This window comes from Phyllobacterium ifriqiyense (genome assembly GCF_030817885.1).
In the GTDB taxonomy this organism is placed as follows: domain Bacteria; phylum Pseudomonadota; class Alphaproteobacteria; order Rhizobiales; family Rhizobiaceae; genus Phyllobacterium; species Phyllobacterium ifriqiyense.
Genome location: NZ_JAUSZT010000003.1, coordinates 331,657 through 355,136, shown reverse-complemented (window position 1 = coordinate 355,136; position 23,480 = coordinate 331,657). Strand labels below are relative to the sequence as shown.

Here is a 23,480-nt window from a genome sequence, read left to right as displayed (position 1 = left end):
TGCCTATCTTTGCAAGCAATCCATCATCCTCATGGTGAGCTTGTCGAACCACGCACAATAGATATGCCAAACGTAGAGACATGATATGAGCCAGCTTATTTCCAAATGGAACTATCCAACCACGGTGCGTTTTGGCGCAGGACGCATCAAGGAATTGCCGGAAGTTCTGGAAGCGACCGGAATCAAAAATCCGCTTTTCGTTACTGATCCCGGCTTGGCGAAACTACCAGTGGTTGCGAGCACACTGAAAATTCTGGACGATGCCAAGATTCCCTACGGCGTATTTTCAGATGTGAAGCCCAACCCGGTGGATTCAAATCTGACCGCAGGCATTGCAGTGTTCAAACAAGGCAAGCATGATGGCGTCATCGCATTTGGTGGCGGCTCGGCGCTGGACCTTGGCAAGCTTATTGCGTTTCAGGCAGGGCAGACCCGGCCAATCTGGGATTTCGAAGATATTGGTGACTGGTGGACCCGCGCCAATAGCGATGTGATCGCGCCGATTATCGCCGTGCCAACCACTGCTGGAACCGGCTCGGAAGTTGGCCGCGCGGGCGTTATCACCAATGAAGCAACCCACACTAAAAAGGTGATTTTTCACCCGAAGCTCCTGCCGGCAATCGTTATCGCTGATCCTGAGCTATCTGTGGGCATGCCAGCTTTTATTACTGCGGGCACGGGCATGGATGCGCTCGCCCATTGCCTCGAAGCCTATTGCGCTCCGGGCTATCACCCAATGGCTGATGGTATTGCTGTTGAAGGCATCCGGCTCGTCTTCGAGAACCTGCCCAAAGCCTATGCCAATGGCAATGATCTGACAGCGCGCGCGCATATGATGAGCGCGGCGGCCATGGGGGCGACCGCCTTCCAGAAGGGGCTCGGCGCGATCCATTCACTATCTCATCCAATTGGCGCGCTTTATGACACGCATCACGGCATGACCAACGCCGTATTCATGCCTTATGTGCTTGCCTTTAATCGCGGCGCTATTGAAGAGCGCATCGTAAGGCTTGCCAATTATATCGGCATCAAGGGCGGATTTGATGGATTTGCCAAGGCAATTCTTGATTTGCGCACCGAGCTGAAAGTACCGCATGCCTTGCCAGGTTTGATCAAGGATCTGGACATGGATGATGCGCGCAAGGAGTTGATTGCCGACATGGCAATCGTCGACCCAACGGCGGGAGGCAACCCCGTCGAACTGACCAAACAAGCAGCACTCAAGCTGCTGAACGAGGCGATCAAAGGATAGCCGAAAGGCGAGCTTTGAAAGTCAAATTTAAAAGGGCGCTGGAGACAGCGCCCTTTTTGCATTTTGTCTGGGCTTGCCTGCGGCCATGGCAGTTTGGTTTTCTAAGAGCGGTGATTCCGGTAATCTTGTTCTGCTCAGGACCCTTGCTTCCATAATTTGGGCTGTTTGGGTAACTGGCTTAGGCAGAGGAAATATGCCGACTTCGAAATTTGTCGGATCGTCATTTTCTGAGATTTTGACATTTTGGTTTGTCGAGAGCCTCGTCATGTCGGCTTGGCTCACAATTATTTTGTGGCAATCTGATAAGCCTATTCAAGCATCGCTATGGACGTTCGGTGTCCAGTTGACGATCTTTTTTGACATGATGACTCTATTCAATTATTTCCGCTATAAGACTGCTGCTGACCAAGAGAATTGCGCAAAATTATCGGATTAGTCTGCGTCTGAACCCTATTGGCGATGAAATTGCCACAGTAGCGGCAATTTCCGATAGGCTGGTCGCAACAACTAATAACGATCCGGATCGTCTGCAATCCCGATCAATGCAATATTGTCTATTGCCCCAAGAGCAACATGTCCTTTGCCGCCAGGCTGACCTTCACGTTTTCTCCCGGTGAGGGCGGAGGTGCGCTTGGATTGTTGAATGTGTCGAAGGAAACGGTATTTTCGCCGAGCGAAGCGCGAATGCGGATGACCGAGCCAAGGAAGTGCACGCTGTTGATCTTGCCATCCAGCGTTGTCTCGCGCTTGTCGGTTGCTTCACCGAGACTGACAGCCTCCGGCCGTACCGCGAGAGAAATCTTGTCACCAACCTTGTGATTGGTGATCTTCTGGCCGATCATCACATCCTTGCCGTCGATTGCAATAATACCTGCAGCGGCATCGCGAACTGTCGCATCGAGCGTGTTCAACGTGCCAACGAAGGACGCAACGAAACGCGAGGATGGTTGATTGTAAATCTCGAATGGCGCGCCGACCTGTTCAGCCTTGCCTTCATACATGACGACTATACGATCCGAGATCGACAGCGCTTCTTCCTGGTCATGTGTCACGAAGATGGTGGTGATGCCAAGCTTGCGCTGAATGGCGCGGATTTCCTCACGCAGCGAGACGCGGATTTTGGCGTCTAACGCAGACAATGGCTCATCCAGCAGAAGCACCTGCGGCTTGGTGGCGAGAGCCCGGGCGAGGGCGACACGCTGCTGTTGGCCGCCGGAAAGCTGATAGGGGTAGCGATCCCCCAAATGGTCGAGTTTGATCAATGAGAGCATTTCATGAACGGTTGCGTCAATTTCCGCCTGCGGTTTTTTTGCAACCTTCAATCCGAAAGCGACATTCTGAGCGACGGTCATGTTGGGGAATAGCGCATAGGCCTGAAACACCATGCCGATATTGCGCTGGTTCGGTTTCAGGTTCACCACGTCCTGACCGCCAATGCTGATCTTGCCGGATGTGGGCGTTTCAAAGCCGGCTACCATACGCAGCACTGTGGTCTTGCCGCAGCCGCTGGGTCCGAGAAAAGAAACGAACTCACCCTTCTCGATATTCAGATTGAAGTCATGAACGACAGTGGTCGCTCCGAAACTCTTTTTCAAATGGCTGATTGTGAGAAATGACATTGTTTCTATCCGGTCTTAGCGCTTGGTGGCAGCGAGGGATTTATTGAGACGGGTGACAACCTGAATAAGACCCATGCAAACCCAGGTGATTGCAAAGGAAATGACTGCCAGAGCCGCAGGCTCATAGGCGCGGTTTGCACCGATAAGCTGCAGGAATGGTCCAAATGCGGGCCGGTTGAGCAGCGCCGCCATGGTAAATTCGCCGATGACGATGGCGAAGGTCAGGAAGGCGCCGGAAAGCACGGCAACCAGAACATTGGGGAGAATGACGCTCCACATGATCTTTAACCGGCTTGCACCAAGACTTTCCGCAGCTTCGGTCATAGTGCGAATATCGATAGCGCCAAGGCCCGTATCCACAGCGCGATACATATAGGGCAATGCCAGCATCGTATAACCAAAGACCAGCAGTAGGTTGGTACCCATGGCGGAGCCGGTCAAGGGCAGAAATGACGATGTATTGTAGAGGCGGATATAGCCGAACACGACAACAATCGCCGGAATGACCAGTGGCAGCAGCGTGATGAATTCAAGGAATGGACGCCAACCGGGAAGCCGCAAGCGCACCCAATAGGCAGTGGGAACAACCAGCACGATACCGACAATAATTGTCACCAGCGCCATAACGATGGAGTAGCCGAATGTTGCCTGAAAGCGTGGATCGCTGAGGATGACCCAATAGGCATCGAAGGAATATACGCCGCGGCGCATGCGTAGCGAAAATTCCAGAGTGCCGATAAGCGGCACCACGAAATATATGATGCCAAAAGCAAGTGCGATCCAAGACCAGAAACGATTGGTTTTCATTTAAGCCACCGTTCGCTGCGGGCGCGCATCCAGATATAAATACCGTTGGAAACGCCGGTGATAACAATCATACCGAATGCCAGCGCATAACCGAGGTGAGGGTCTTGCAAGACGTCGCCGCGAATCTGCGCGAAGAGCACGATAGGAACAATGCTGAGCGATGAACCGGTGAGTGCATAAGCGGTCGCAATTGCGCCGAACGAGTTAGCAAACAATAGGAGAATCGTGCCCAGCAGTGCAGGCCAGAGAATGGGAAATGCGACCATGCGCCAATATTGCGGGCCGGTTGCGCCAAGAATGAGCGCTGCTTCCTTCCATTCCTTCTTCAGCCCGTCCAAAGCTGGCGTAATGATGAGGATCATCAGCGGAATTTGAAAGTAGAGATAGGTGATCGTCAGGCCCCAGAAACTGAGCAGATTGAAGCCGTGACCATAAAGATTGAAGCCGAAAACATTATAAAGGAACGTCGTGACAAGCCCGGTTCGCCCCAGCGTCGCCAAAAAAGCAAAGGCGAGCGGCACGCCGGCAAAGTTGGAAGCGACGCCCGAAAAGGTCATTAGCGGCGAGCGTATCCAGGCCGGCAAACCGCCAAGTGTGACAGCGGCAGCGACGCAAAACCCTATGGCTGCACCGAGAATGGCCGAAGCAAGGGAAATTTTTATGGATATCCAGTAGGCATCCATGATGGATGGCTGGAACAGATTCACAATGTTTGTGAGTGTCAGATTACCCTGACTGTCCTGAAAGGCTCCGGCAATCAGATAGATTGTCGGCCATATCAAAAACAGCACGGCAAAGATGATGAAGGGCATGACCCCAAGCCAGTCGAGCGACAGGCGTTTGCGCTCATTCGCTATTGGCGCCGCCGGTGGAGCTGGTGATGAAACGTCTTGTTCTGAAACTGCACTCATGAGTGTTTGGGACCACTTGATAAAGTAATATTCAGCCGCGCCAGAGTAATGCAAAGGCAAGGCAGCCAGGATACCGACCCATCGGATATTCAGGGCCGACGCTGGCCCTCACATGATGGAAAAATCCCCGCGGCGGACCCGCGGGGATTTTTATCCTGTATTACTTGACGTTGGCGCCTACGATCTTGTCCCATCCCTTGGTGATGACTTCCTTGGCGGCAGCCTGTTCATCGAGAGTCGGGAAAATTGCCTTTTCATAGGCGGCAGCAGGAGGCAGCTTGTCGAGCAGGTCCTTGGGGATCTTGTTGTTCTTGGCAAGATCGTTGAAACGGATCGGATGGCAATAGCCCTTGAGCCATGTCAGCTGACCTTCATCGGAATAGAGATATTCCATCCAGAGCTTGGCAGCATTTGGATGAGGTGCATAAGCGCTGATGGCCTGAACATACACACCAGCAACAACACCGGAAGCCGGAACAACAACTTCTACAGGCGGATTGCCCTTGAGAGTGTCGCGGCCGGAAAGCGCGTTATAATCCCAGTTGATGATGATCGGTGTTGCGCCCTGAGCCAATGTACCGGACTTGCCGATAACTGGAACGAAGTTGCCAGCCTTGTTGAGGTCAGCAAAATACTTAAGACCTGCTTCACCTGCCGCAGCGCCATAAGTGCCGCCTGTGGAAACGCCAGCGGCGCCTACAGCAAGGATAGCCTGGTTGGAAGCGCGCGGATCGCCAGCAAGAGCAACGGCATTTGCATATTCAGGCTTCAAAAGGTCAGCCCAATCTTTCGGGACTTCCTTGACGATGTCGGTGTTTACCTGGAAGGAAAGAACGCCGTAATAGTCGCCATACCAGTGACCTTCAGCATCTTTTACATTGTCAGGAATGGAGTCCCAGGTGGAGACTTTATAAGGCTGGGTTAGGCCGTCTTTCTTTGCGGATGGACCAAAAGCAAAGCCGACATCGATGACGTCAGGAGCCTGCGGGCCCTTATTGTCCTTGTTGGCCTTGATGGCTTCGATTTCGTCGCCCGAGCCTGCGTCCGGATTCAGTTCGTTGACTTCAATGCCATATTTGGCCTTGAAACCAGCGATCACATCGCCATAGGCGCACCAGTCATGCGGCAAGGCGATTGTGGTCAGCGTGCCTTCCTTTTTTGCAGCCGCAACCAAATCTGCCGGTGCGTCGGCAAAGGAAACTGCCGTACTGGCAAATAGCACAGCAGTCGACAGCGCTACCGCGCGTTTTGTATAACCTACCATTTTTAGACCCCTGTTTGAGCGATACGTCATTGGCTCTTTATCCGACGTCCGGCACCCGATACAGGTCTCTCATGTCAGTTGGATGACAGACCCGTGACGTGCCGGTGAACAGACTTTCCCTGAGCAGTAAGGATAAGTGAACCACTTTTTCGGCGGCTTAGCAATTCGGCGAAAGCCTAAATTTATGGGGTATTCCCAATCGTTTCAAAATTACTTCAATAACGACAAAAACATTGTTGGAGACGCCAATTCGGGCAGGGAAAAGGGGCGAATTGGCCACAATATGACAGCTTCAGCATCAGGACTGAACGCCAGAGCCGGCGAAACAACTTAGGAGACTAAGTTAATTTTCCCATTTGCCGGAGCAGGGGGATGCCGGGCGGATGGAAGGGGCGACTCTAATGTCCGCCGCCTCCGGATGCCGGTGCCCCTGGCTTGCGCATCAGGATTGCGAAAACCGCCAGCGATACAAAGAGCATTGTCAGGATATAGAAGACATCCATGAAAGACAGCAGCGAGGCCTGCTGATGAACCATGCCGGAGATTCTGCTCAGAGCGGTCGTGGTTCCATCCAGTCCATGTGAAGCAAAATTCTTCGACATGGAATTCATCAAATCTTCTGCTTCCGGATTGCCCCAGCGAACATTTTCGGAAAGCTGGGCATAGTGCAGCGCACCGCGATCAGTGAGTATCTGGTTAATCACTGCCAGCCCGACCGCGCCGCCAAGATTGCGCATCAGATTAAACAAGCCGGAAGCGTTTTTCAGGCGAGCCAGCGGCAAAGTGCCAAGCGCAAGATTATTGATTGGCACCATGCACAGCATGAGCGAACAGCCTCGCAGGATCTGCGGCACAAGCAATTCGTAGAAATCCCAGTCCGCAGTAAGATGCGTCATTGTCCAGGTGCCCGCGCCAAAACCGATAAAGCCGATCATGATCATAATACGCGGGTCCATCCTGCCGGACAGGAAACCGGCTATTGGCGCGGTCATGAACATGGCAAGCCCGCTGACAAACAGCGCTTCCCCGATCATCAGCGCGTCATAGCCGCGAATCTGCCCCAAATAGACCGGGTAGATATAGGTAAGGCCATAGAGGCCAATACCGAGGACGAACGAGAAGGCTGATCCAAAGGCAAAGTTCAGATTTTTGAAGGCGAAAAGATCGACGATGGGCTGTTCGGCGGTAAAGGCCCGATAGAAGAAGATGATGCCACCAATGACCATGACGATGCTGCAATAGTAGACGGCGTGATCCTGCAACCAATCATTGCGTGGGCCTTCCTCAAGTACATATTCGAGCGAACCGAGGAATGCTGCCATACCGGCGAGGCCCCACCAGTCGAATTTGCTCAACAGGGACCGGTCGCCCTTGTCGAAGTCGATCAGGTTCCACGCAGCGATCGCAACGGCGATACCGGGGATGACGTTGACAAGAAAGAGCCAATGCCACGAAAAAGCATGGCTCAGATAACCACCGACCGTCGGCCCGATCGTTGGGGCCAATGTCGCCACGAGGCCGATCATGGGGGAAACAATGGAGCGCTTGGAGGGCGGGAAAATTGTAAAGGCAGCCGCAAACACACTTGGGATCATACCACCGCCGATAAAGCCCTGGATGGCGCGGTAGACGATCATCTGGTCAATATTCGTCGCAGTGGCGCAAAGCACGCTGGCGGCGGTGAAACCTGCGGCAGATACCGAGAAAAGAATCCGCGTTGAAACCAGCCGTCCCAGAAAACCTGACAGCGGGATCATGATAACTTCGGCGATCAGGTAAGAGGTCTGGACCCATGAAATCTCATCAGCGCTGGCGCTGAGGCCTGCCTGAATTTCGGCCAGGGATGCCGAGACGATCTGAATGTCCAGAATCGCCATGAACATTCCAAAGACCATCGCCAGAAAGGCGATGGCTTTTTTGGGATCGATCTTATCTTCCGGAATGGCTGGAGCGCCCGGACCGCCGGCTGCCGTTGTTGCATTTGCCATAATCGTCGCCCTTTCCGATTCCGGAACCGGATTTACTTGGCTGGAGTCGTCCGCGTGTCGACATCGACAACGACGCTGAGGCCCGCCTGCAACTTGCCGCTGGCCAAGGCGTCACCCGGCAAGGCAATGCGAACAGGAACACGTTGTACAACCTTGGTGAAGTTACCCGTGGCATTTTCCGGAGGAAGAAGGGAGAAGACGGCGCCGGAGGCCGGTGCAATGGAAGCAACCGTGCCTTCAAACGTATCGCCATCCAGCGCATCGACCCGAATGTGGACTTTCTGGCCCACATTTATGTCACGAAGCTGCGTTTCCTTGTAATTTGCATCGATATAGAGCGCATTAACAGGAACGAGTGCAGCCAAACGCTGGCCGGGACTGACAAGGTCGCCCTTCTTGGCGGCAAGATTGCCAATGACGCCATCCACTGGTGCACGGATGACGGTAAAGCTCAGGTCGCGCGCTGCCTTGTCTTTCGACAATTCGAGCGAGGCAATGGTGCCTTCAGCTTCCTTGTATTGGGCCTCAAGAACGCCGACATTGGCGGCTGCGCTGGCGATCTTTGCATCAGCGGATGCAAGATTGGCCTTTGCCTGATCCAATGCGGCAGTTGCATCATCAAGCGTCGACTGCGAAGCAAACCGCGTTGCATGCAACTGATTGGCCCGTACCGAACCGGCTTGCGCATTGGTCAGCACTGCCTGTGCGCTCAATTTTCCAGCCTGCGCCTCGGTCAGCGAAGCCCTTGCGGCCTCGGTCTGCGCCTTGATACGGTCAAGCGAAAGCTTCTGCGTGGCAATCTGTGCTTCGGCCTGTTCCTCAGCGAGCGTGTAATCGCCATTATCAAGCGTGATCAATGGATCACCCGCCTTGACGCGCTGGTTGGCAACAACATTGATTGTATCGATATAGCCGGTCACCTTGGGAGCGATGGCAGTAATATCGCCCTGGATATAGGCGTCATCGGTGGAAACCATAAAACGGCCCGTCGTCCAATATCCGTAACCGAAATATGCACCACCGGCGAGCGCCGCCACCAAAATAGTCGTCAGGATCAGCCGTTTGCGGGAGCGCTTGGGAGGCTCGGCTTTCTTTACGTCAGCGGCAACATCATGTTGCGGCGCTTCCGTAGTTGCGGGCATCTCGGATTTTGAAACTGGAGCCGGGAACTGACGGATGTCAGCCTCATTCTTTGCTTTGGACGCAGGCATTTGGGGTTTCTTTCTACGGATGTTCAGCCATAAAACTGATTGAACCATTCGGTTCGATCGTTGACATAGCGCAATTGAGAGCGCCATATCAAGGGGATCGAACCGCTTGGTTCGAAAAAAGAACAACAAACGAGGAAACAGAACGAGAATGTCATCTAAAAAGGCCTATTCGACATCATTGTCCACCGCTAACGCGCTGGAAGCAGCGCTATCGGGCGATGAGCGGCAGGGCCGTTTAGCTGCCGGGCAAGATCCGGCAAAGCGTCAGCAAATATTGGAGGGTGCCGACCGGGTATTTTCCACAATGGGCTTTGATGCAGCCAGCATGAATGACATTACGCGCGAGGCAGGTGTCTCCAAAGGCACGATCTATGTCTATTTCGATAGCAAGGAGGAGCTTTTTCTCGAACTTTGCATCAGTTATCGCGAAAGGCTTTTCAGCGGTATTTATTCCGCCTTTGAGGGCGACTATGATTTGCGTGATGCGCTTATCGCATTCGGCAAGGCGCTTTCGATCAAGGTGACGTCCGATGTGGTCATTCGTGCGCAGCGTGTTGTTATCGGTGTGGCCGAACGCATGCCCTCAATGAGCCGGAGCTTTTACGAGCAGGGCCCGAAAAAGGGGCAGGCGATGATGAAGGCATTTCTGGACAAGCATGTCGCCGCGGGCGATCTGGAAATTGAAGATACCGAACTTGCCACCTATCAACTGTCAGATCTTGTGATGACGGGCCTCTTCAAGCGCCGGCTGTTTGGCTGCATGGATGAGGCACCGACGGAAGAACAAATCAACAAGACGGTTACTGCGGGTGTCGATGTGTTTCTGAGAGCCTATGGCAAGCGCTGAATATTCAGGCTGTGCCACAGCTGGCGCAGATGCCGCGAATTTCGATTGTCGTTTTGGAAGGTTTAAACCCATTACCCTTTGTCCATTCACGGACACGGGCAGTGATAACGTCATCTGAAAACTCGGTAACCTGGCCGCATTTCTCGCAGATCGCGAAGGCGATCATGCCATGGTTGTGGCTATGATCATGAGGATGGGAGCAAGCAACAAAGGCATTTATGCTTTCAAGCCGGTGGATCATCCCATAATCGAGAAGTTTATCCAGCGCACGATAGACCTGTAAGGGGGCGCGGAAACCATTTTCACGCAATTGGTCCAAAATAGTGTAGGCGCTCAACGGCCCGTCGGCGCGTGTCAAAGCGTCGAAAACCAGTGACTGGTTCTTGGTGAGTTCCTGAGTGGCCGCCATATTCGCTTGTTCCTTTTATCTGCTTACTAGATAAGAAATTTTTTCACGAACCGCCAGTGCGTCATCTCTTTTCCACTGATCTCAAATTTGCCATTGTTGACTAATGTAATAACATCACATACGAAGACGTCAAGAATTTGCCGAGAAGGCTTTCAGTAAATCCGGCTTTTCCGCGAGTTTTACCTTTATGACTGAACCAAGTCTGACATTTCGTGATCTTACGTTGGGTTACCACAGCCATCCAGCTGTGCATCACCTTAGCGGCGTTGTCGCGCGGGGATCTTTGACAGCCGTTGTCGGATCAAATGGTTCAGGCAAGTCCACGCTGATGAAGGGTATTGTCGGTGTGTTGAAGCCCATGTCCGGCTCATGCACAGTTGAGAAGGGCATGCGGATCGCCTATCTGCCGCAGCAATCGGAACTTGACCGGTCTTTCCCGGCACGTGTGGTCGATCTCGTATCACTTGGCCTGTGGCCAAGACGGGGATTACTGGGCCGTTTCAGCAAAGAAGACCGGGCAAGCGTTTCACAGGCATTGATGGCTGTGGGGCTTGGCGGCTTTGAAAAGCGCGGCATTGATACCCTGTCCGGCGGACAATTGCAGCGGGCATTGTTTGCGCGCGTTCTTGTGCAGGACGCTGACATAATTCTGCTGGACGAACCCTTCAATGCGATCGATGCCAAGACCGTTGCTGATCTCGTCGGCCTCATCAAGCGCTGGCATGGCGAAAGCCGGACCGTCATGGTTGTCGTGCATGATCTGGAACTGGTGAAGGAACATTTCCCGGAAACCCTGCTTCTGGCCCGCAAGCCAATTGCCTGGGGTTCATCCCGCGATACGTTGCGGCCGGAAAATCTTCTCCACGCCCGCCAGTTCCACGAAGCATGGGAAGAAGGCGCTGCATGGTGCGAGGATGACCAGTTGCATGGTCACGATCACACGCACGCCCACAATCACAGCGGACCCCATGACCATATGAAAAAGGGGGCTGCATAGCATGTATGATTTTCTGATTGCTCCCTTCGTCGATTATAGCTTCATGCAGCGCGCATTGCTGGGTTCGCTGGCTCTGGCACTTGGCTCATGTCCGGTCGGTGTATTTTTGATGCTGCGTCGCATGAGCCTGACCGGTGATGCGATGGCGCATGCGATCCTGCCCGGCGCTGCGGTCGGTTTCCTTCTCTATGGTTTGCAGATCGTGCCGATGACAATTGGCGGGCTGGTTGCCGGTGTCATCGTTGCCTTGGGGGCGGGGGCGGTTTCCCGCTTTACCATCCAGAAGGAGGACGCTTCAATGGCGGCTTTCTATCTCATATCGCTGGCGCTGGGTGTTTTGATTGTTTCGCTGCGCGGATCGAACGTTGATCTCATGCATGTCCTGTTCGGCACGGTACTCGCGCTCAATAATGATGCGCTTGGCCTGATTGGTCTTATCTCGGCAATCAGTGTCGTGACACTGGCAATCTTCTGGCGGGGATTGGTGGCGGAGTGTCTTGATCCGTTATTTCTGCGCTCTGTCAGCCGCATCGGTACGCCGGTCCATTTCATATTTCTCGGCCTGGTGGTGATAAATCTCGTCGGCGGTTTTCAGGCGCTTGGCACATTGCTTGCTGTCGGGCTGATGATGCTTCCGGCTGCCGCTGCGCGTTTCTGGACTGCTCGTGTCGGGCCGATGTGCGCCGTGGCAATAGCAATCGGCTTTGCCTCATGTGTCGGGGGACTGTTGATCTCCTATCATTTTTCGGTGCCATCAGGACCGGCTATTATTCTCTCTGCCGGTGCAGTTTATCTTTGCTCCATCATAATGGGCTCGAGCGGAATTCTACAAAGCCGCCTTCGCCCTCATCGTCACAGAACCGCATAAAATCAAGGAAAGAGACCATGATCAAAACCCTCAAACTTGCCAGTGCTTTAAATGTTATACTATTACTGAGTGCAGCCTATAGTTCTGCTTCTGCCGAAAACCTGAAAGTTGTTTCGAGTTTTTCGATCATCTCTGACTTCGCCAAGAATGTCGGTGGCGACAAGATCGATCTGACGACGCTGGTTGGCCCGGATGGCGACGCGCATGTTTATGAGCCAAAGCCATCTGATGCCGCAGCTGTTGCCAAAGCTGATGTTGTGTTGGTCAATGGTTTGAACTTCGAGGGATTTCTGCCGCGGCTTGTAGAAGCAAGCGCCACAAAGGCACCAATCGTTGAATTGACCAAGGGTGTTGAGCCGTTGAAAAGCGGCGAAGAAGAGCATGATCATGCGAGTGGAGAAGAGCACAAGCATGAACCCGAAGCGCATGCCCATGAAGGACACGATCACGGTGCCTATGATCCGCATGCTTTTCAGTCCATCAGCAACGCAAAGATTTATGTGAAGAATATCGCCGACGCCTTCTGCACAGCTGATGCTGCAAATTGCGATACCTACAAGACCAATGCTGCCGACTACACCAAGAAGCTCGACGCGACGGAAGCAGATGTGAAGGCCGCAATTGCGTCAATTCCGGAAAGCAAGCGCCTCGTCATCACGTCGCACGATGCATTTGGCTATTTTGAACATGAATATGGCCTGAAATTCCTGGCGCCAGAAGGCATTTCGACGGATTCGGAAGCCTCTGCTGCCGATATTGTTGCCCTGATCAAGCAGATCAAGGAAGACAAGGCCTCGGCAATCTTTGTCGAGAATATCACCAACCCGCGTTTGATCGAACAGATTGCCAGCGAAACGAAACTGAACGTCGGCGGCACGCTGTTCTCGGATGCTCTATCCAAGCCTGAGGATGGTGCCGGGACCTATGTCGAAATGATGCAGCACAATATCGCTACATTCAAGAAGGCCATTCTCGGCAGTTAATACGGCACGCCGGAAAAGCGGAGCAGGACTCCGCTTTTCTTTTACCCAGAAATGTTATGTTATTACATTAGGAGAAAACCATGACACGGCACCTACTTGTGTTCTCGTCTCTCGCCATCACAGCTGGTTTGCTGATGACCCCCGCCTTGGCAGAGGGAAAAACGGCATGGCGGCTATTCGTCGCCGATCAGGCCGATCCCGTAATACGCGCTCTGGATGCCAAGACCGGCGAGGTGCTGGACACGTTCAAGATGAAAGCACCAGCCAGCCTTTCGCGGAGCGAAAGTGGTCGCCTAGTATTCGCCAACGAGCGTGATGCTGGCCAATTCTCAGTCATTTCAAGTGGCATTTCTGTTGATGATCATGGAGATCACGGGGATCTGAAAGTTGAAAAGCCTACGCTGCTCAATTTGAATTTTGCGGGAAAGAAACCGTCGCACTTTGTCGACCACCATGGGCAAATTGCCTTGTTCTTTGATGGGGACGGGGCGGTCAAAATTGTTAAAGAGTCTGACGTTCTGGGCGAGAAGGCCGATGCAAGGGAAGTGAAAGTTGCCTCGCCGCATCATGGCGTTGCGGTCGCTTTCGGTGAGAAGGTTCTCGTGTCCGAACCGCACCCGACAGAGCCAGTCAAGGAGCTGCCCATCGGCGTGCGTATTGCCGGAGCGAATAATAAAGTTTCAGGAGAATTGTATGATTGCCCGGATCTCCACGGCGAAGCGGCCTCAGGCAGTATCGTCGCCATAGCCTGTAAATCGGGTCTGCTTCTGGTGAAATCGGCGAATGACGAGCTGGAGATCAATCATCTTGATTATTCAAAATCGCTTCCAGAGGGCAAGTCCTCAGCTTTGGTTGGTGGCAAGGGGCTACAGTATTTTCTGGGCAATTACGGGCCGCAGGCGGTGGTTCTGATTGATCCAACCGCTGAAGATGCATTCCGTCTGATCGAGCTTCCCGCACGCCGCGTTCATTTTGCTGTCGATTCTGTGCGCCCGCGCTTTGCCTATATCTTTACCGAGGATGGTCAACTGCACCAGCTGGATGTCATCACCGGCAAGATTGAAAAATCGCTACAGCTTACAGAGCCTTACAGCATGGACGGCCATTGGAACCTGCCACGGCCTCGAATTGCCGTCGCAGGCGATGACATCATACTTACCGACCCTCTGAAAAGCCGGTTGCAGGTCATTGACGCAGCCCGTTTCGAAAAGTCCCGCGATATTCCAGTTGAAGGCACTCCTTACAATGTTGTGGCCATAGGCGGGTCGGGCGAAGTTCACGAGTAATCCTATGCCCGCGCGCCGAACAGCGCGTGGGCTTTTTTTTGGAAAGGCTAAAGCCATGCAAAACACAGCAACAGCCAAGCGCTTGCCCGTGACAGTGCTTTCGGGTTTTCTCGGAGCGGGCAAAACCACACTCCTCAATCATATTCTCAACAATCGTGAGGGCCGCCGTGTCGCGGTTATCGTCAACGATATGAGCGAGGTTAATATTGATGCCGCGCTTATCCGCGACGGTGGTGCGAACTTGTCGCGGACGGAAGAGCAATTGGTTGAGATGACCAATGGTTGCATCTGCTGCACCTTGCGCGACGATCTTCTCGCAGAAGTGCGGCAATTGGCAAGTCAAGGCCGGTTTGACCATCTGTTGATAGAGTCGACCGGCATATCAGAGCCGCTGCCGGTGGCATCCACCTTTGATTTTCGTGATGAAAACGGCATGAGCCTGTCGGATATCTCATGCCTCGACACAATGGTGACTGTCGTTGATGCGGCAAATCTTTTGAAGGATTATGCCTCCAGCGACTTTCTCAAGGATCGTGGCGAGTCACTGGGTGATGGGGATAACCGCACATTGGTCGATCTTCTCGTCGATCAAATCGAATTTGCCGATGTCATCATCCTGAACAAGATATCGTCGGCCTCCATGTATGACCGCGATATTGCACGAAAAATCATTCGTGCCCTGAATCCAGATGCCAAGGTAATCGAAACGGATTTTGCCAAGGTCAATCTTGCCGACGTTCTGGACACGGGCCTTTTCGATTTCGACAAGGCGCAAGAAAACCCGCTTTGGTACAAGGAACTGAACAATTTTGCCGATCACATACCTGAAACGGAAGAATATGGTGTTCGCTCATTTGTCTATCGTGAACGGCGCCCGTTCGATCCGCAAAAGTTCCAGGATTTCATCAACTCAAACTGGACCGGGGTCATCCGTGCCAAAGGCTTTTTCTGGCTTGCGACACGGCCGGACCATGTCGGCGAGCTTAGCCAGGCGGGTGCATTGGTCAGATCAGAAAAGCGCGGTCTTTGGTGGTCATCGGTTTCGAAAAGCCGTTGGCCTGATAGTCCCGAGTGGTTGAATGCCATGAAGCCATATCTTCATCCTATTTGGGGTGATCGGCGCCAGGAACTGGTCTTCATCGGCGTCGATCCCATGGATGAAGCTGAAATCCGCGCGCAACTCGACGCCTGTCTCTTGGATACGGATGAATTCACGCCGCATAAATGGGAGGCGTTGCTGGACCCCTTTCCAAGCTGGATGAGACAGGCTTCCTGAGAGCCGGCAAATGAGATTGCGCTTGGGAACCATGCAGAATCTGGCATCGAAACTCCTGGGTTTTGATGTCTCAGACGAGCGGGCAAAGCCTGTTCAAACCAAAAGCTTCAATTGCGATAGTCCTTCCCTTTTGGGGGAAGGACATCAGTGCCCGGAAGAGGTCATGAGTTGCGATTGCGAAAAAGCTTCTAGAGCATTTCCAATAAAAACGGAGTCACCGTAATGCTCTATCTCTTTGTTTTTACGCATTATCCAACGCAAAGCCGCTTCACACTTTTGCTGGAAATGCTCTAAATGAAAAGCGCCGAAGCCAAGGTTGAACTGATGCGCACCTTGCCAATATTTCGGCCATCCATTTCTACGATTTCATACTCGTAGTCATCGACGGTCAGTTTTTCGCCTGTGGTCGGGATGTGTCCGAGATTCCACAGAATATAACCGGCGAGCGTGGTGTAACGGTCGCCGTCATCGACCAAATCCCGATCGATGAGGCTGCCCAAACGGCGGATGTCGATATAGGCATCCACCACCATGCTGCCATCTTCGGACCGCTCGAGGATCGGACTTTCTTCACCCTCTTCAGGAAAATCACCGGCAATCGCTTCGAGAATATCGGTTGGCGTCACCACACCCTCAAACGAACCATGCTCGTCGAGGATAACGCCCATCTGAACAGTTGAACCGCGAAGCTGTTCCATCACGCGCAGAACATTGGCGTTCTCATGCAAGATGAGTGGTTGGCGTGTCACCTTTTCCCAATCGATCTTGCCGCCATCCAAAATTGCGAACAGCAAATCCTTGGTGAGCGCGACACCAACAAAATCATCCACGCGCCCTCGGGCAAGCACAACGCGGCTATGGGCGAGCGTGCGGATTTCCGCGAGCAATTCCTCATTGGTTTCATCCAGATCAAGCCACTCCACTTCGTTGCGTGGCGACATGATCGAGCGCACCGGCCGCTCGACCAGATCGAGGACGCCGCGGATCATTTCCTTTTCTTCCGGATGGAAAACATCTGATGCAGCAGAATGTTCTGCTATGGCATCCAGCGTGTCCGAGTGAGGCGCATCGCTGCCGCGACCACCGCCGAGAAGGCGCAGAACGGCACCAGCCGTGCGATCGCGCAAGTCCATTGTGGTGATGCGTTTTTCGCGATTGTGGCGACCAAACTGATTTGCAGCTTCCACGAGAACCGAAAAGCCAATGGCCGCGTAGAGATAGCCCTTTGGGATATGAAAGCCGAAGCCTTCGATAATGAGACTGAAACCTATCATCATCAGAAATCCGAGGCAGAGGATAACCACTGTCGGATGACGATTAACGAAGCTCATCAATGGCTTTGCGGCGAGCATCATCACGCCGACGGCGACAATGACCGCAATCATCATCACTTCAAGGTGCTTGACCATGCCAACGGCGGTGATCACGCTATCCAATGAGAACACGGCATCCAGAACGACAATCTGCGCGATGACCTGCCAAAATACGGCGTGGACAGCATTGCTTTCCTTGGCTGCAAGACTTCCCTCCAGCCGCTCATGTAACTCCATCGTCCCCTTGAACAGAAGGAAAACGCCGCCCACGATCAAAATGAGATCGCGGCCGGAGAAAGCAAATCCTGCAACACTGAAAAGCGGTTCCGTGAGGGTAACGACCCAGGAGATAGAGGCGAGCAAGGCAAGCCGCATGACCAATGCCAGCGACAGGCCGACAAGTCGTGCCCGGTTACGCTGGTGCGGCGGAAGTTTGTCGGCAAGAATGGCAATGAAAACAAGATTGTCGATACCAAGCACGATCTCCAGAACGACGAGCGTCGCAAGACCGATCCAGGCATTGGGGTCGGCAATCCATTGAAATGTCAGATCCATTGGAAGTCGGGTCCTGTTAGCGGATAAAATGAGAGCATGACTTTGCGGGCGGACCGGCTGTCAAAAACAGCACAAATCCACCAGCATAGCGGGCAAATTCAGGATAAGGGAGAATGGCGGGTTTTCGGTGCTGACGCTGCGAGTGCAGAGTCAGCATGCTTCGCAAGTCCGGCTCTTCAGATTGATCGTCCGGCATTGATGCGCGCGGTCAGTCCCTGTGTCACTGGCTGAAATTGTGAAATGTATCGGTGCCAGATGCGCATATAATGGCAGTCCCGCCGCTTTGGTTCAAGTGGCGGACAATAACAAAGCCGATACCGCGATAGATATTTCAGCCGGCAAACCCGCCTGCATCAAGGAATGCGCGTTCTTCCTCGGTGGTATCGCGGCCCAATATTATGTTGCGATGGGGAAAACGTCCGAAACGTTGAATAATGTCATAGTGGTCATTGGCATATTCGACATTTGCTGGAGAACCGTGACTGCAAAGCTCTACACAACGGCGCTGGTCGTCCACATCTTCCGAATGCATGAATGGCAGATAGAAGAATGCGCGCAGTTCCGGCGCGACAGAAATGTCATGGCCTTGTTCCAGCGCCCGATTTGCGTAATAGCGCGCCAGTTCATCGGTCGCGTACATATGACCGGTATTGCGGAAACAATTGCGGGGAAACTGATCGAGCAGGATCATGAGTGCCAGCGCACCCTCAGCCGTGTCGACCCAAGTTTCATATTCCCGTCTTGCGGCGGCGAAATGTTCGTCAAGAAATGTCTTGTGAAAAACAGTGTCGAAGGCTTCGTCCTTCTTGAACCATTTTTCCGGTCCGGCCTCACGCCAGAAGTCAGTGACTTCCTTGATTACCGACGATTGTTCCTTTGACATATTCTATCCTCTTTAGTCTGACCCACTCAGTTTGCGTCCGCAGATGCGGCAATGGGCAAGACACTTGCAGTTTCTTCGCTCAAGGGGCGTCCGGGCTGGCGTGGTTTGATCAAAGGTCCGGGAACCGGCATATTGCCCTTCATGAGATCATTGCCTGCATGTATGCCGCCAGCCAGTTGAAGATCGAGACGCTCGTCATCGCGCTGGCGAATATCGCGGATGATCTCGGCTGCTTCTTCCGGATCAACGCCAAGTCCGATCAAGGTTGTTTGCCCAAACATGAGCGCGGATTCAAAGGTTTCGCGAAGTTGGTACTCGACGCCGATCTTGATCAGTTCAATCGTATTGCCACGATCAAATGACCGCGCATAAATCTGCACCAGCGGAAATTCGGCCTTGATGAGATGGGCGATTGAAAGAATTGTTTCTGCCTTATCGACGCAGATCAACACTGCCTGGGCGCGACCCGCACCGGCTGCGTGCAGAATATCCAGACGCGTGCCATCGCCATAATAGACCTTGAAGCCGAACTGCGCGGCTGCCTGGATCATTTCTATATCATTATCAATGATCGATACGTCGACATCGCGAAGCAGCAGAGGTTGGCTGGAAATCTGGCCGAAACGGCCAAAGCCGATAACTAGAACCCTGCCGGTCAATCCTTCCGCTATATCAACATCCTTCAGCGCCTGCGTCTCGGCTGGCAAGATATATCGCATGCCGATAATGGCGAGAGGCGTAAGAACCATCGAGATAATGATGATTGCCGTCAGGATCGCATTGGATTCGCCATCCAGAATGCCCACTGCCGTCGCCGTGGAATAAAGCACAAAGGCAAATTCGCCGCCCTGAGCCATTACAATGGCGCGTTCCAGCGATTCGCGATGGGATGATTTCAGCATGCGAGCCACAATGTAGATCGCGATTGCTTTGACGATCATGAAGGCGGCAACGTAGAAGACCACCATTTGCCAGTTGGCGGCAACGACAGCCAGATTAAGGGACATGCCGACTGCGAGGAAGAAAAGCCCAAGCAATATACCGCGGAATGGTTCGACATCCGCCTCCAACTGATGGCGGAAGGTGGATTCAGACAGGAGTACGCCTGCAAGGAAAGCGCCCATGGCCATGGAAAGGCCGCTGACCTGCATGACAAGCGCGGCCCCCGAGCACAACCAGCAAAGCGGCAGCAGTCATAACCTCCCGGGCTCTCGTCATGGCGAGCAGGCTGAACAGGGGATTGAGCAGGTAGCGCCCCGCAATGATAAGGCCCGCGACAGCGCCAATCCCGATGCCAATATCAAGCCAACGCAATCCGCCCGCCTCGGTGGTGCTGATGGGTGCAAGAAAAGCGACCAGCGCCAGCAGCGGTACGATTGCCAGATCTTCGAAAAGCAGGATCGATACCATGCGCTGGCCTTTGGCCGAGGCAATTTCGCCGCGCTCTTCCAGCAATTGCATGACGATGGCCGTCGAGGTCAGAACAAAGCCTGCGCCTGACACGAAAGACACAGCAACGGGAAAGCCGGTTGCGCTGCCAACGCCAGTCAGCAGCAGAGCACAGACGATGACCTGTAATGCACCGAGACCGAAAATCTCATTGCGCATGCCCCAAAGTTTCGTCGGCTGCATTTCCAGTCCAATAATGAACAGAAACATGACAACGCCAAGTTCAGCCACATGCAAAATGGTTTCAGGGTCAGAAAAGAAGCCAAGACCAAAGGGACCGATGACCAGTCCGGCGGCAAGATAGCCAAGCACCGATCCTAGCCCGAGCCTCTTGAACAGGGGGACAGCGACCACGCCTGCACCCAGCAGGACGACAACACTTAATAGATCGGGGCCACTTGCTTCAGTTGCCATTGTCTCTCCTGCGATGCGCAATTGCTCTGATTTTCACAGGTAAAGCGGTGGTGCCCAGCAGGCAAGCTAAAATGGACGAGATGTCCTCTACAATAATTTGAAGATTACAGCTTCCAGATCCGCTTGGCGTTTTGCGAGAAAAGTTTTGCCTTCTCATCCTCGCTACAGCCGGCAACAAGCGCATGCGTGGCAGCAACCCATGTGGCGAGGCCTCCACCCAACGTACATACCGGCCAGTCGCTTCCCCAAACCAGGCGATCAAAACCAAAACTGGCAATGACGTGGTTCACATAAGGGGCCAAAGTCTCAACATTCCAGGTCTGCGCATCGGCATAGGCAACCACGCCGGATATCTTCGCCGTAACATTGGCGCGCTTTGCGATTTCGGTGATGCCTGCCTGCCATGGCTTGAATGCCCCGCCCTTGATATCGGGTACGCCGCAATGATCAAGAATGAACTGAACGTCGGGGGCAAGGTCGGCAAGGGTGATCGCTTTTTCGATCTGTTTGGGCAGAACGCACAGGTCAAAAGATAGCCCCGTGCCTCCAAGCTTCTTTAAATTCTCGCGAAATAATGGCTGCGCAGAAAGCTCGTCGGGCATGACGTGGAGAACGCGCCGAAAGCCCTTGACCAGTGGATTTGCGAGTTGCCGCTCAAGAAAGGCAGAAAAAGCCTCATCTTCCGGGCGGCAGGAAGAGATCGCCCCCGCAATCAAGTTTCCTTCGCGTGCGGATAATTTGGCGACGTTGGTCGTTTCGCTCTCAATATCAGAGGCTGCGACGTCAACTTCCATATGCAATGCGCGGGTAATGCCGACGCGAAGTGCTTGCTGGGCATATTCTTCGTAGAGGAAATCACGGTTCAGCGCTTCCACACTGGATAGCCAAGGATAGGACAAGACGGATTGGTCAATGAGGTGCAGGTGCGTATCAATCAATTCACTGGCCATTATTTGATTTCTCCAATCAGGCCTTACCTACGTCGGCGCCGGAAAGTTCCGACAGTTTTTTCGCTGTCGCAACTATCATCTGACAGACCTGATCAACGCTAGGTGCTTCAGGAACATTAAGGACCTGAATATAGGGGCAGGTGATTGCAGCAATCGCGCGCCCATCCGGCCCGAGCACTGGAGCAGAAACGTTGAAAACCCCTCCCGTCTGGGCACTGGGCATGACCTCGTAGCCGCGTTCGCGTATCATATTCAGCCGATCACGATAGTCGTCCGGTTGTGAATTATCATCAACGTGGCGTTCATACTCGGCGATCATCAGGCTACGCTCTTCAGGCGAACGGAATGCCATCAATACATGACCGGAGCCGGTATTGAGCAAACTCATATGCGAGCCGACCCGAATTGAGATTCCCCAATATTCAGGCGCTTCCTGCTGGGCAACGACCACGACTGCCCCGCGATCAAACACGCATAAATGATTTGCCTGCTTCGATTGAACCGCAAGATCGCGCATCAAGGGCGTTGCGTAAGCCGCCAACCGCCGAACAGGGGCGTGGAGCTGTGCAAGGCCGAAAAGCTTGAGCGTCAATGAATAGCGATCGCCTTCGAGCCTGGTTACATAGCCTCGGCGCACCAAGCGATCCAGCATCCGGTAAAACTCGTTGGGGCTGCGGCCAAGGCGCTTGGCTATCTCCGCCTGTGTTACGCCGCCATCAATGCCGGCAAGCAGCTCCAATATATCAAGACCTTTGTCGAGTGCGGGCGCGCGATAGCGGTCACTGTCGTCTTCATCAGTCATATGCGAATACCCCCTGGAGCGCTTCTGCAATCTTTGAATCGCCTGCGCCCTGACTGTTTATTTTAGCGCAATTCCGAATAGAAAACCGGTTCCCATTTTCCTGGAATTCCTCTCATCTAGGCTTATACGAAGAACATGAGCAGATGGAAGCGGTTTCATCGCTTGACGATATGTGGCGCAAATGTTTGTATATGAATGAAGTTCCCATATATGGGTATATAATATATAAGGGCAATATACAAAGCCCGACGGGAGGATAATTTGGCTAAGATCCAGCGCGTGGAACTGCGGATGGTTGACCTGCCGCCAAAGGTGCTGCGGACGGATGCAATTCAGAGTTTTGTCAGCCAGGAAACGCCAATCGTTACAATTACCGATAGCGATGGCGCTGTGGGCACGGGTTATAGTTATACGATCGGAACGGGCGGATCGTCGGTAATGCGACTTCTTTCCGATCATCTGGCACCCAGACTGCTTGGCAAGGATGCAGACCAGATCGAAGCCATCTGGCATGATCTTGAATTTGCTACACATGCAACCACCATCGGCGCAATTACTGCGATTGCGCTTGCAGCCATTGACATCGCTCTGTGGGATTTACGGGCCAAGAAGCAGAATCTGCCTTTATGGAAACTTGCTGGCGGCGCAAAGGATCGCTGCCCGCTTTATACAACTGAAGGTGGCTGGCTGCATATTGAAAAGCAGGCTCTGGTCGATGACGCGCTGCAAGCCAAGGCAAAGGGTTTTAAAGGTGCCAAGGTCAAGATCGGCCGTCCGCATGGATCGGAAGATCTTGATCGCCTGTCGGCCGTTCGCGCTGCCGTCGGTTCCGGATTTGAGATCATGACGGATGCAAATCAGGGTTTTTCACTTGATGAAGCCATTCGGCGCTCGCACGTGTTGCGGGATATTGATCTGGCGTGGCTGGAAGAGCCGCTGCCAGCGGATGATATTGATGGGCATGTGCGCCTGTCAGCTTCTACACAAACGCCCGTGGCGGTTGGAGAATCGCTCTATTCGATCCGGCATTTCCGCGAATATATGCAAAAGGGAGCCTGCTCCATCGTTCAGGTCGATGTTGGCCGTATTGGCGGGATCACTCCCTGGCTGAAAGTGGCTCACGCAGCAGAAGCCTTCAATATTCCCGTATGTCCACACTTCCTGATGGAACTCCATGTCAGTCTGACATGCGCGGTTCAGAACGGCAAATATGTTGAGTATATTCCCCAGCTTGATGATCTGACCAAGACTCAAATGCGGATCGAGAATGGCTATGCTTTGGCACCGATGGAACCAGGTATCGGAATTGACTGGGACTGGGATGCCGTCAAAGCGCGCAGCGTGGAAGAGTTCACCACTGAAATTCGCGTTTGATGGCTGACTTAACGAGAAATGA

19 protein-coding genes and 1 pseudogene are annotated in these 23,480 nt (G+C 53.3%); 8 read left to right on the top strand and 12 right to left on the bottom strand.

Features of this window, described 5'->3' with window-relative positions:
• The first annotated feature begins 85 nt into the window (after window positions 1-85).
• Window positions 86-1,252, top strand: a complete 1,167-nt coding sequence (locus QFZ34_RS09045; protein WP_115052286.1) for an iron-containing alcohol dehydrogenase — start codon at window positions 86-88, stop codon at window positions 1,250-1,252.
• A 554-nt stretch (window positions 1,253-1,806) separates the two neighbouring features.
• Here the strand turns inward: QFZ34_RS09045 and QFZ34_RS09040 are convergent.
• From QFZ34_RS09040 to QFZ34_RS09015, 6 genes are all read right to left on the bottom strand, one after another.
• Entirely contained in the window at window positions 1,807-2,871 is a 1,065-nt protein-coding gene (locus QFZ34_RS09040; protein ID WP_307279848.1) for an ABC transporter ATP-binding protein, read from the bottom strand.
• A 15-nt stretch (window positions 2,872-2,886) separates the two neighbouring features.
• Complete coding sequence (locus QFZ34_RS09035) at window positions 2,887-3,678, bottom strand: ABC transporter permease (RefSeq protein WP_115052289.1); 792 nt, start codon at window positions 3,676-3,678, stop codon at window positions 2,887-2,889.
• The gene (locus QFZ34_RS09030) at window positions 3,675-4,589 is read right to left on the bottom strand and encodes an ABC transporter permease (RefSeq protein WP_115052290.1); all 915 of its coding nucleotides are present in this window, start codon (window positions 4,587-4,589) and stop codon (window positions 3,675-3,677) included. Before QFZ34_RS09030 ends, QFZ34_RS09035 begins: the two co-directional genes overlap by 4 nt.
• 160 nt (window positions 4,590-4,749) lie before the next feature.
• Window positions 4,750-5,853 (bottom strand): ABC transporter substrate-binding protein, encoded by a 1,104-nt coding sequence (locus QFZ34_RS09025; protein ID WP_115052291.1) that lies wholly within the window; start codon window positions 5,851-5,853, stop codon window positions 4,750-4,752.
• Window positions 5,854-6,251: 398 nt separating this feature from the next.
• Window positions 6,252-7,841 (bottom strand): DHA2 family efflux MFS transporter permease subunit, encoded by a 1,590-nt coding sequence (locus tag QFZ34_RS09020; RefSeq protein ID WP_115052292.1) that lies wholly within the window; start codon window positions 7,839-7,841, stop codon window positions 6,252-6,254.
• 32 nt (window positions 7,842-7,873) lie between these two features.
• Complete coding sequence (locus QFZ34_RS09015; protein ID WP_115052293.1) at window positions 7,874-9,052, bottom strand: HlyD family secretion protein; 1,179 nt, start codon at window positions 9,050-9,052, stop codon at window positions 7,874-7,876.
• A gap of 148 nt (window positions 9,053-9,200) precedes the next feature.
• Between QFZ34_RS09015 and QFZ34_RS09010 the strand changes: the two genes are divergently transcribed.
• The gene (locus QFZ34_RS09010; RefSeq protein WP_307279834.1) at window positions 9,201-9,899 is read left to right on the top strand and encodes a TetR/AcrR family transcriptional regulator; all 699 of its coding nucleotides are present in this window, start codon (window positions 9,201-9,203) and stop codon (window positions 9,897-9,899) included.
• A gap of 4 nt (window positions 9,900-9,903) precedes the next feature.
• Here QFZ34_RS09010 and QFZ34_RS09005 read toward each other — a convergent pair whose 3' ends face one another.
• Window positions 9,904-10,308, bottom strand: coding sequence for a Fur family transcriptional regulator (locus QFZ34_RS09005; RefSeq protein WP_307279831.1), 405 nt, complete (start codon window positions 10,306-10,308; stop codon window positions 9,904-9,906).
• 187 nt (window positions 10,309-10,495) lie between these two features.
• Between QFZ34_RS09005 and aztA the strand changes: the two genes are divergently transcribed.
• From aztA to zigA, 5 genes are all read left to right on the top strand, one after another.
• Window positions 10,496-11,305: a zinc ABC transporter ATP-binding protein AztA gene (aztA, locus tag QFZ34_RS09000; RefSeq protein ID WP_307279828.1), complete on the top strand. Its 810-nt coding sequence runs from the start codon at window positions 10,496-10,498 to the stop codon at window positions 11,303-11,305.
• Window position 11,306: 1 nt separating this feature from the next.
• Window positions 11,307-12,173 (top strand): zinc ABC transporter permease AztB, encoded by an 867-nt coding sequence (gene aztB, locus QFZ34_RS08995; protein ID WP_307279826.1) that lies wholly within the window; start codon window positions 11,307-11,309, stop codon window positions 12,171-12,173.
• A gap of 17 nt (window positions 12,174-12,190) precedes the next feature.
• Window positions 12,191-13,156: a zinc ABC transporter substrate-binding protein AztC gene (aztC, locus tag QFZ34_RS08990; protein ID WP_307279824.1), complete on the top strand. Its 966-nt coding sequence runs from the start codon at window positions 12,191-12,193 to the stop codon at window positions 13,154-13,156.
• 80 nt (window positions 13,157-13,236) lie between these two features.
• A complete protein-coding gene (gene aztD, locus QFZ34_RS08985; protein ID WP_307279821.1) occupies window positions 13,237-14,442 on the top strand; it encodes a zinc metallochaperone AztD in 1,206 nt (401 codons plus the stop codon).
• Between the two features lie 55 nt (window positions 14,443-14,497).
• The gene (zigA, locus tag QFZ34_RS08980; RefSeq protein WP_115052300.1) at window positions 14,498-15,718 is read left to right on the top strand and encodes a zinc metallochaperone GTPase ZigA; all 1,221 of its coding nucleotides are present in this window, start codon (window positions 14,498-14,500) and stop codon (window positions 15,716-15,718) included.
• A gap of 290 nt (window positions 15,719-16,008) precedes the next feature.
• On the opposite strand, the gene QFZ34_RS08975 is transcribed toward zigA, so the two are convergent.
• From QFZ34_RS08975 to QFZ34_RS08955, 5 genes and pseudogenes are all read right to left on the bottom strand, one after another.
• Window positions 16,009-17,586 (bottom strand): TerC family protein, encoded by a 1,578-nt coding sequence (locus QFZ34_RS08975; protein WP_115052301.1) that lies wholly within the window; start codon window positions 17,584-17,586, stop codon window positions 16,009-16,011.
• A gap of 331 nt (window positions 17,587-17,917) precedes the next feature.
• Window positions 17,918-18,469, bottom strand: coding sequence for a DUF924 family protein (locus QFZ34_RS08970; protein WP_307279812.1), 552 nt, complete (start codon window positions 18,467-18,469; stop codon window positions 17,918-17,920).
• A 26-nt stretch (window positions 18,470-18,495) separates the two neighbouring features.
• A pseudogene (locus QFZ34_RS08965) lies at window positions 18,496-20,332 on the bottom strand (monovalent cation:proton antiporter-2 (CPA2) family protein).
• A 104-nt stretch (window positions 20,333-20,436) separates the two neighbouring features.
• Complete coding sequence (locus tag QFZ34_RS08960) at window positions 20,437-21,282, bottom strand: amidohydrolase family protein (protein ID WP_307279809.1); 846 nt, start codon at window positions 21,280-21,282, stop codon at window positions 20,437-20,439.
• Between the two features lie 16 nt (window positions 21,283-21,298).
• Window positions 21,299-22,084 (bottom strand): IclR family transcriptional regulator, encoded by a 786-nt coding sequence (locus tag QFZ34_RS08955; RefSeq protein ID WP_307279806.1) that lies wholly within the window; start codon window positions 22,082-22,084, stop codon window positions 21,299-21,301.
• A gap of 261 nt (window positions 22,085-22,345) precedes the next feature.
• Here QFZ34_RS08955 and QFZ34_RS08950 point away from each other — a divergent pair, with 261 nt between their 5' ends.
• Window positions 22,346-23,458, top strand: a complete 1,113-nt coding sequence (locus QFZ34_RS08950) for a mandelate racemase/muconate lactonizing enzyme family protein (RefSeq protein ID WP_115052307.1) — start codon at window positions 22,346-22,348, stop codon at window positions 23,456-23,458.
• The last annotated feature ends 22 nt before the right edge of the window (window positions 23,459-23,480 follow it).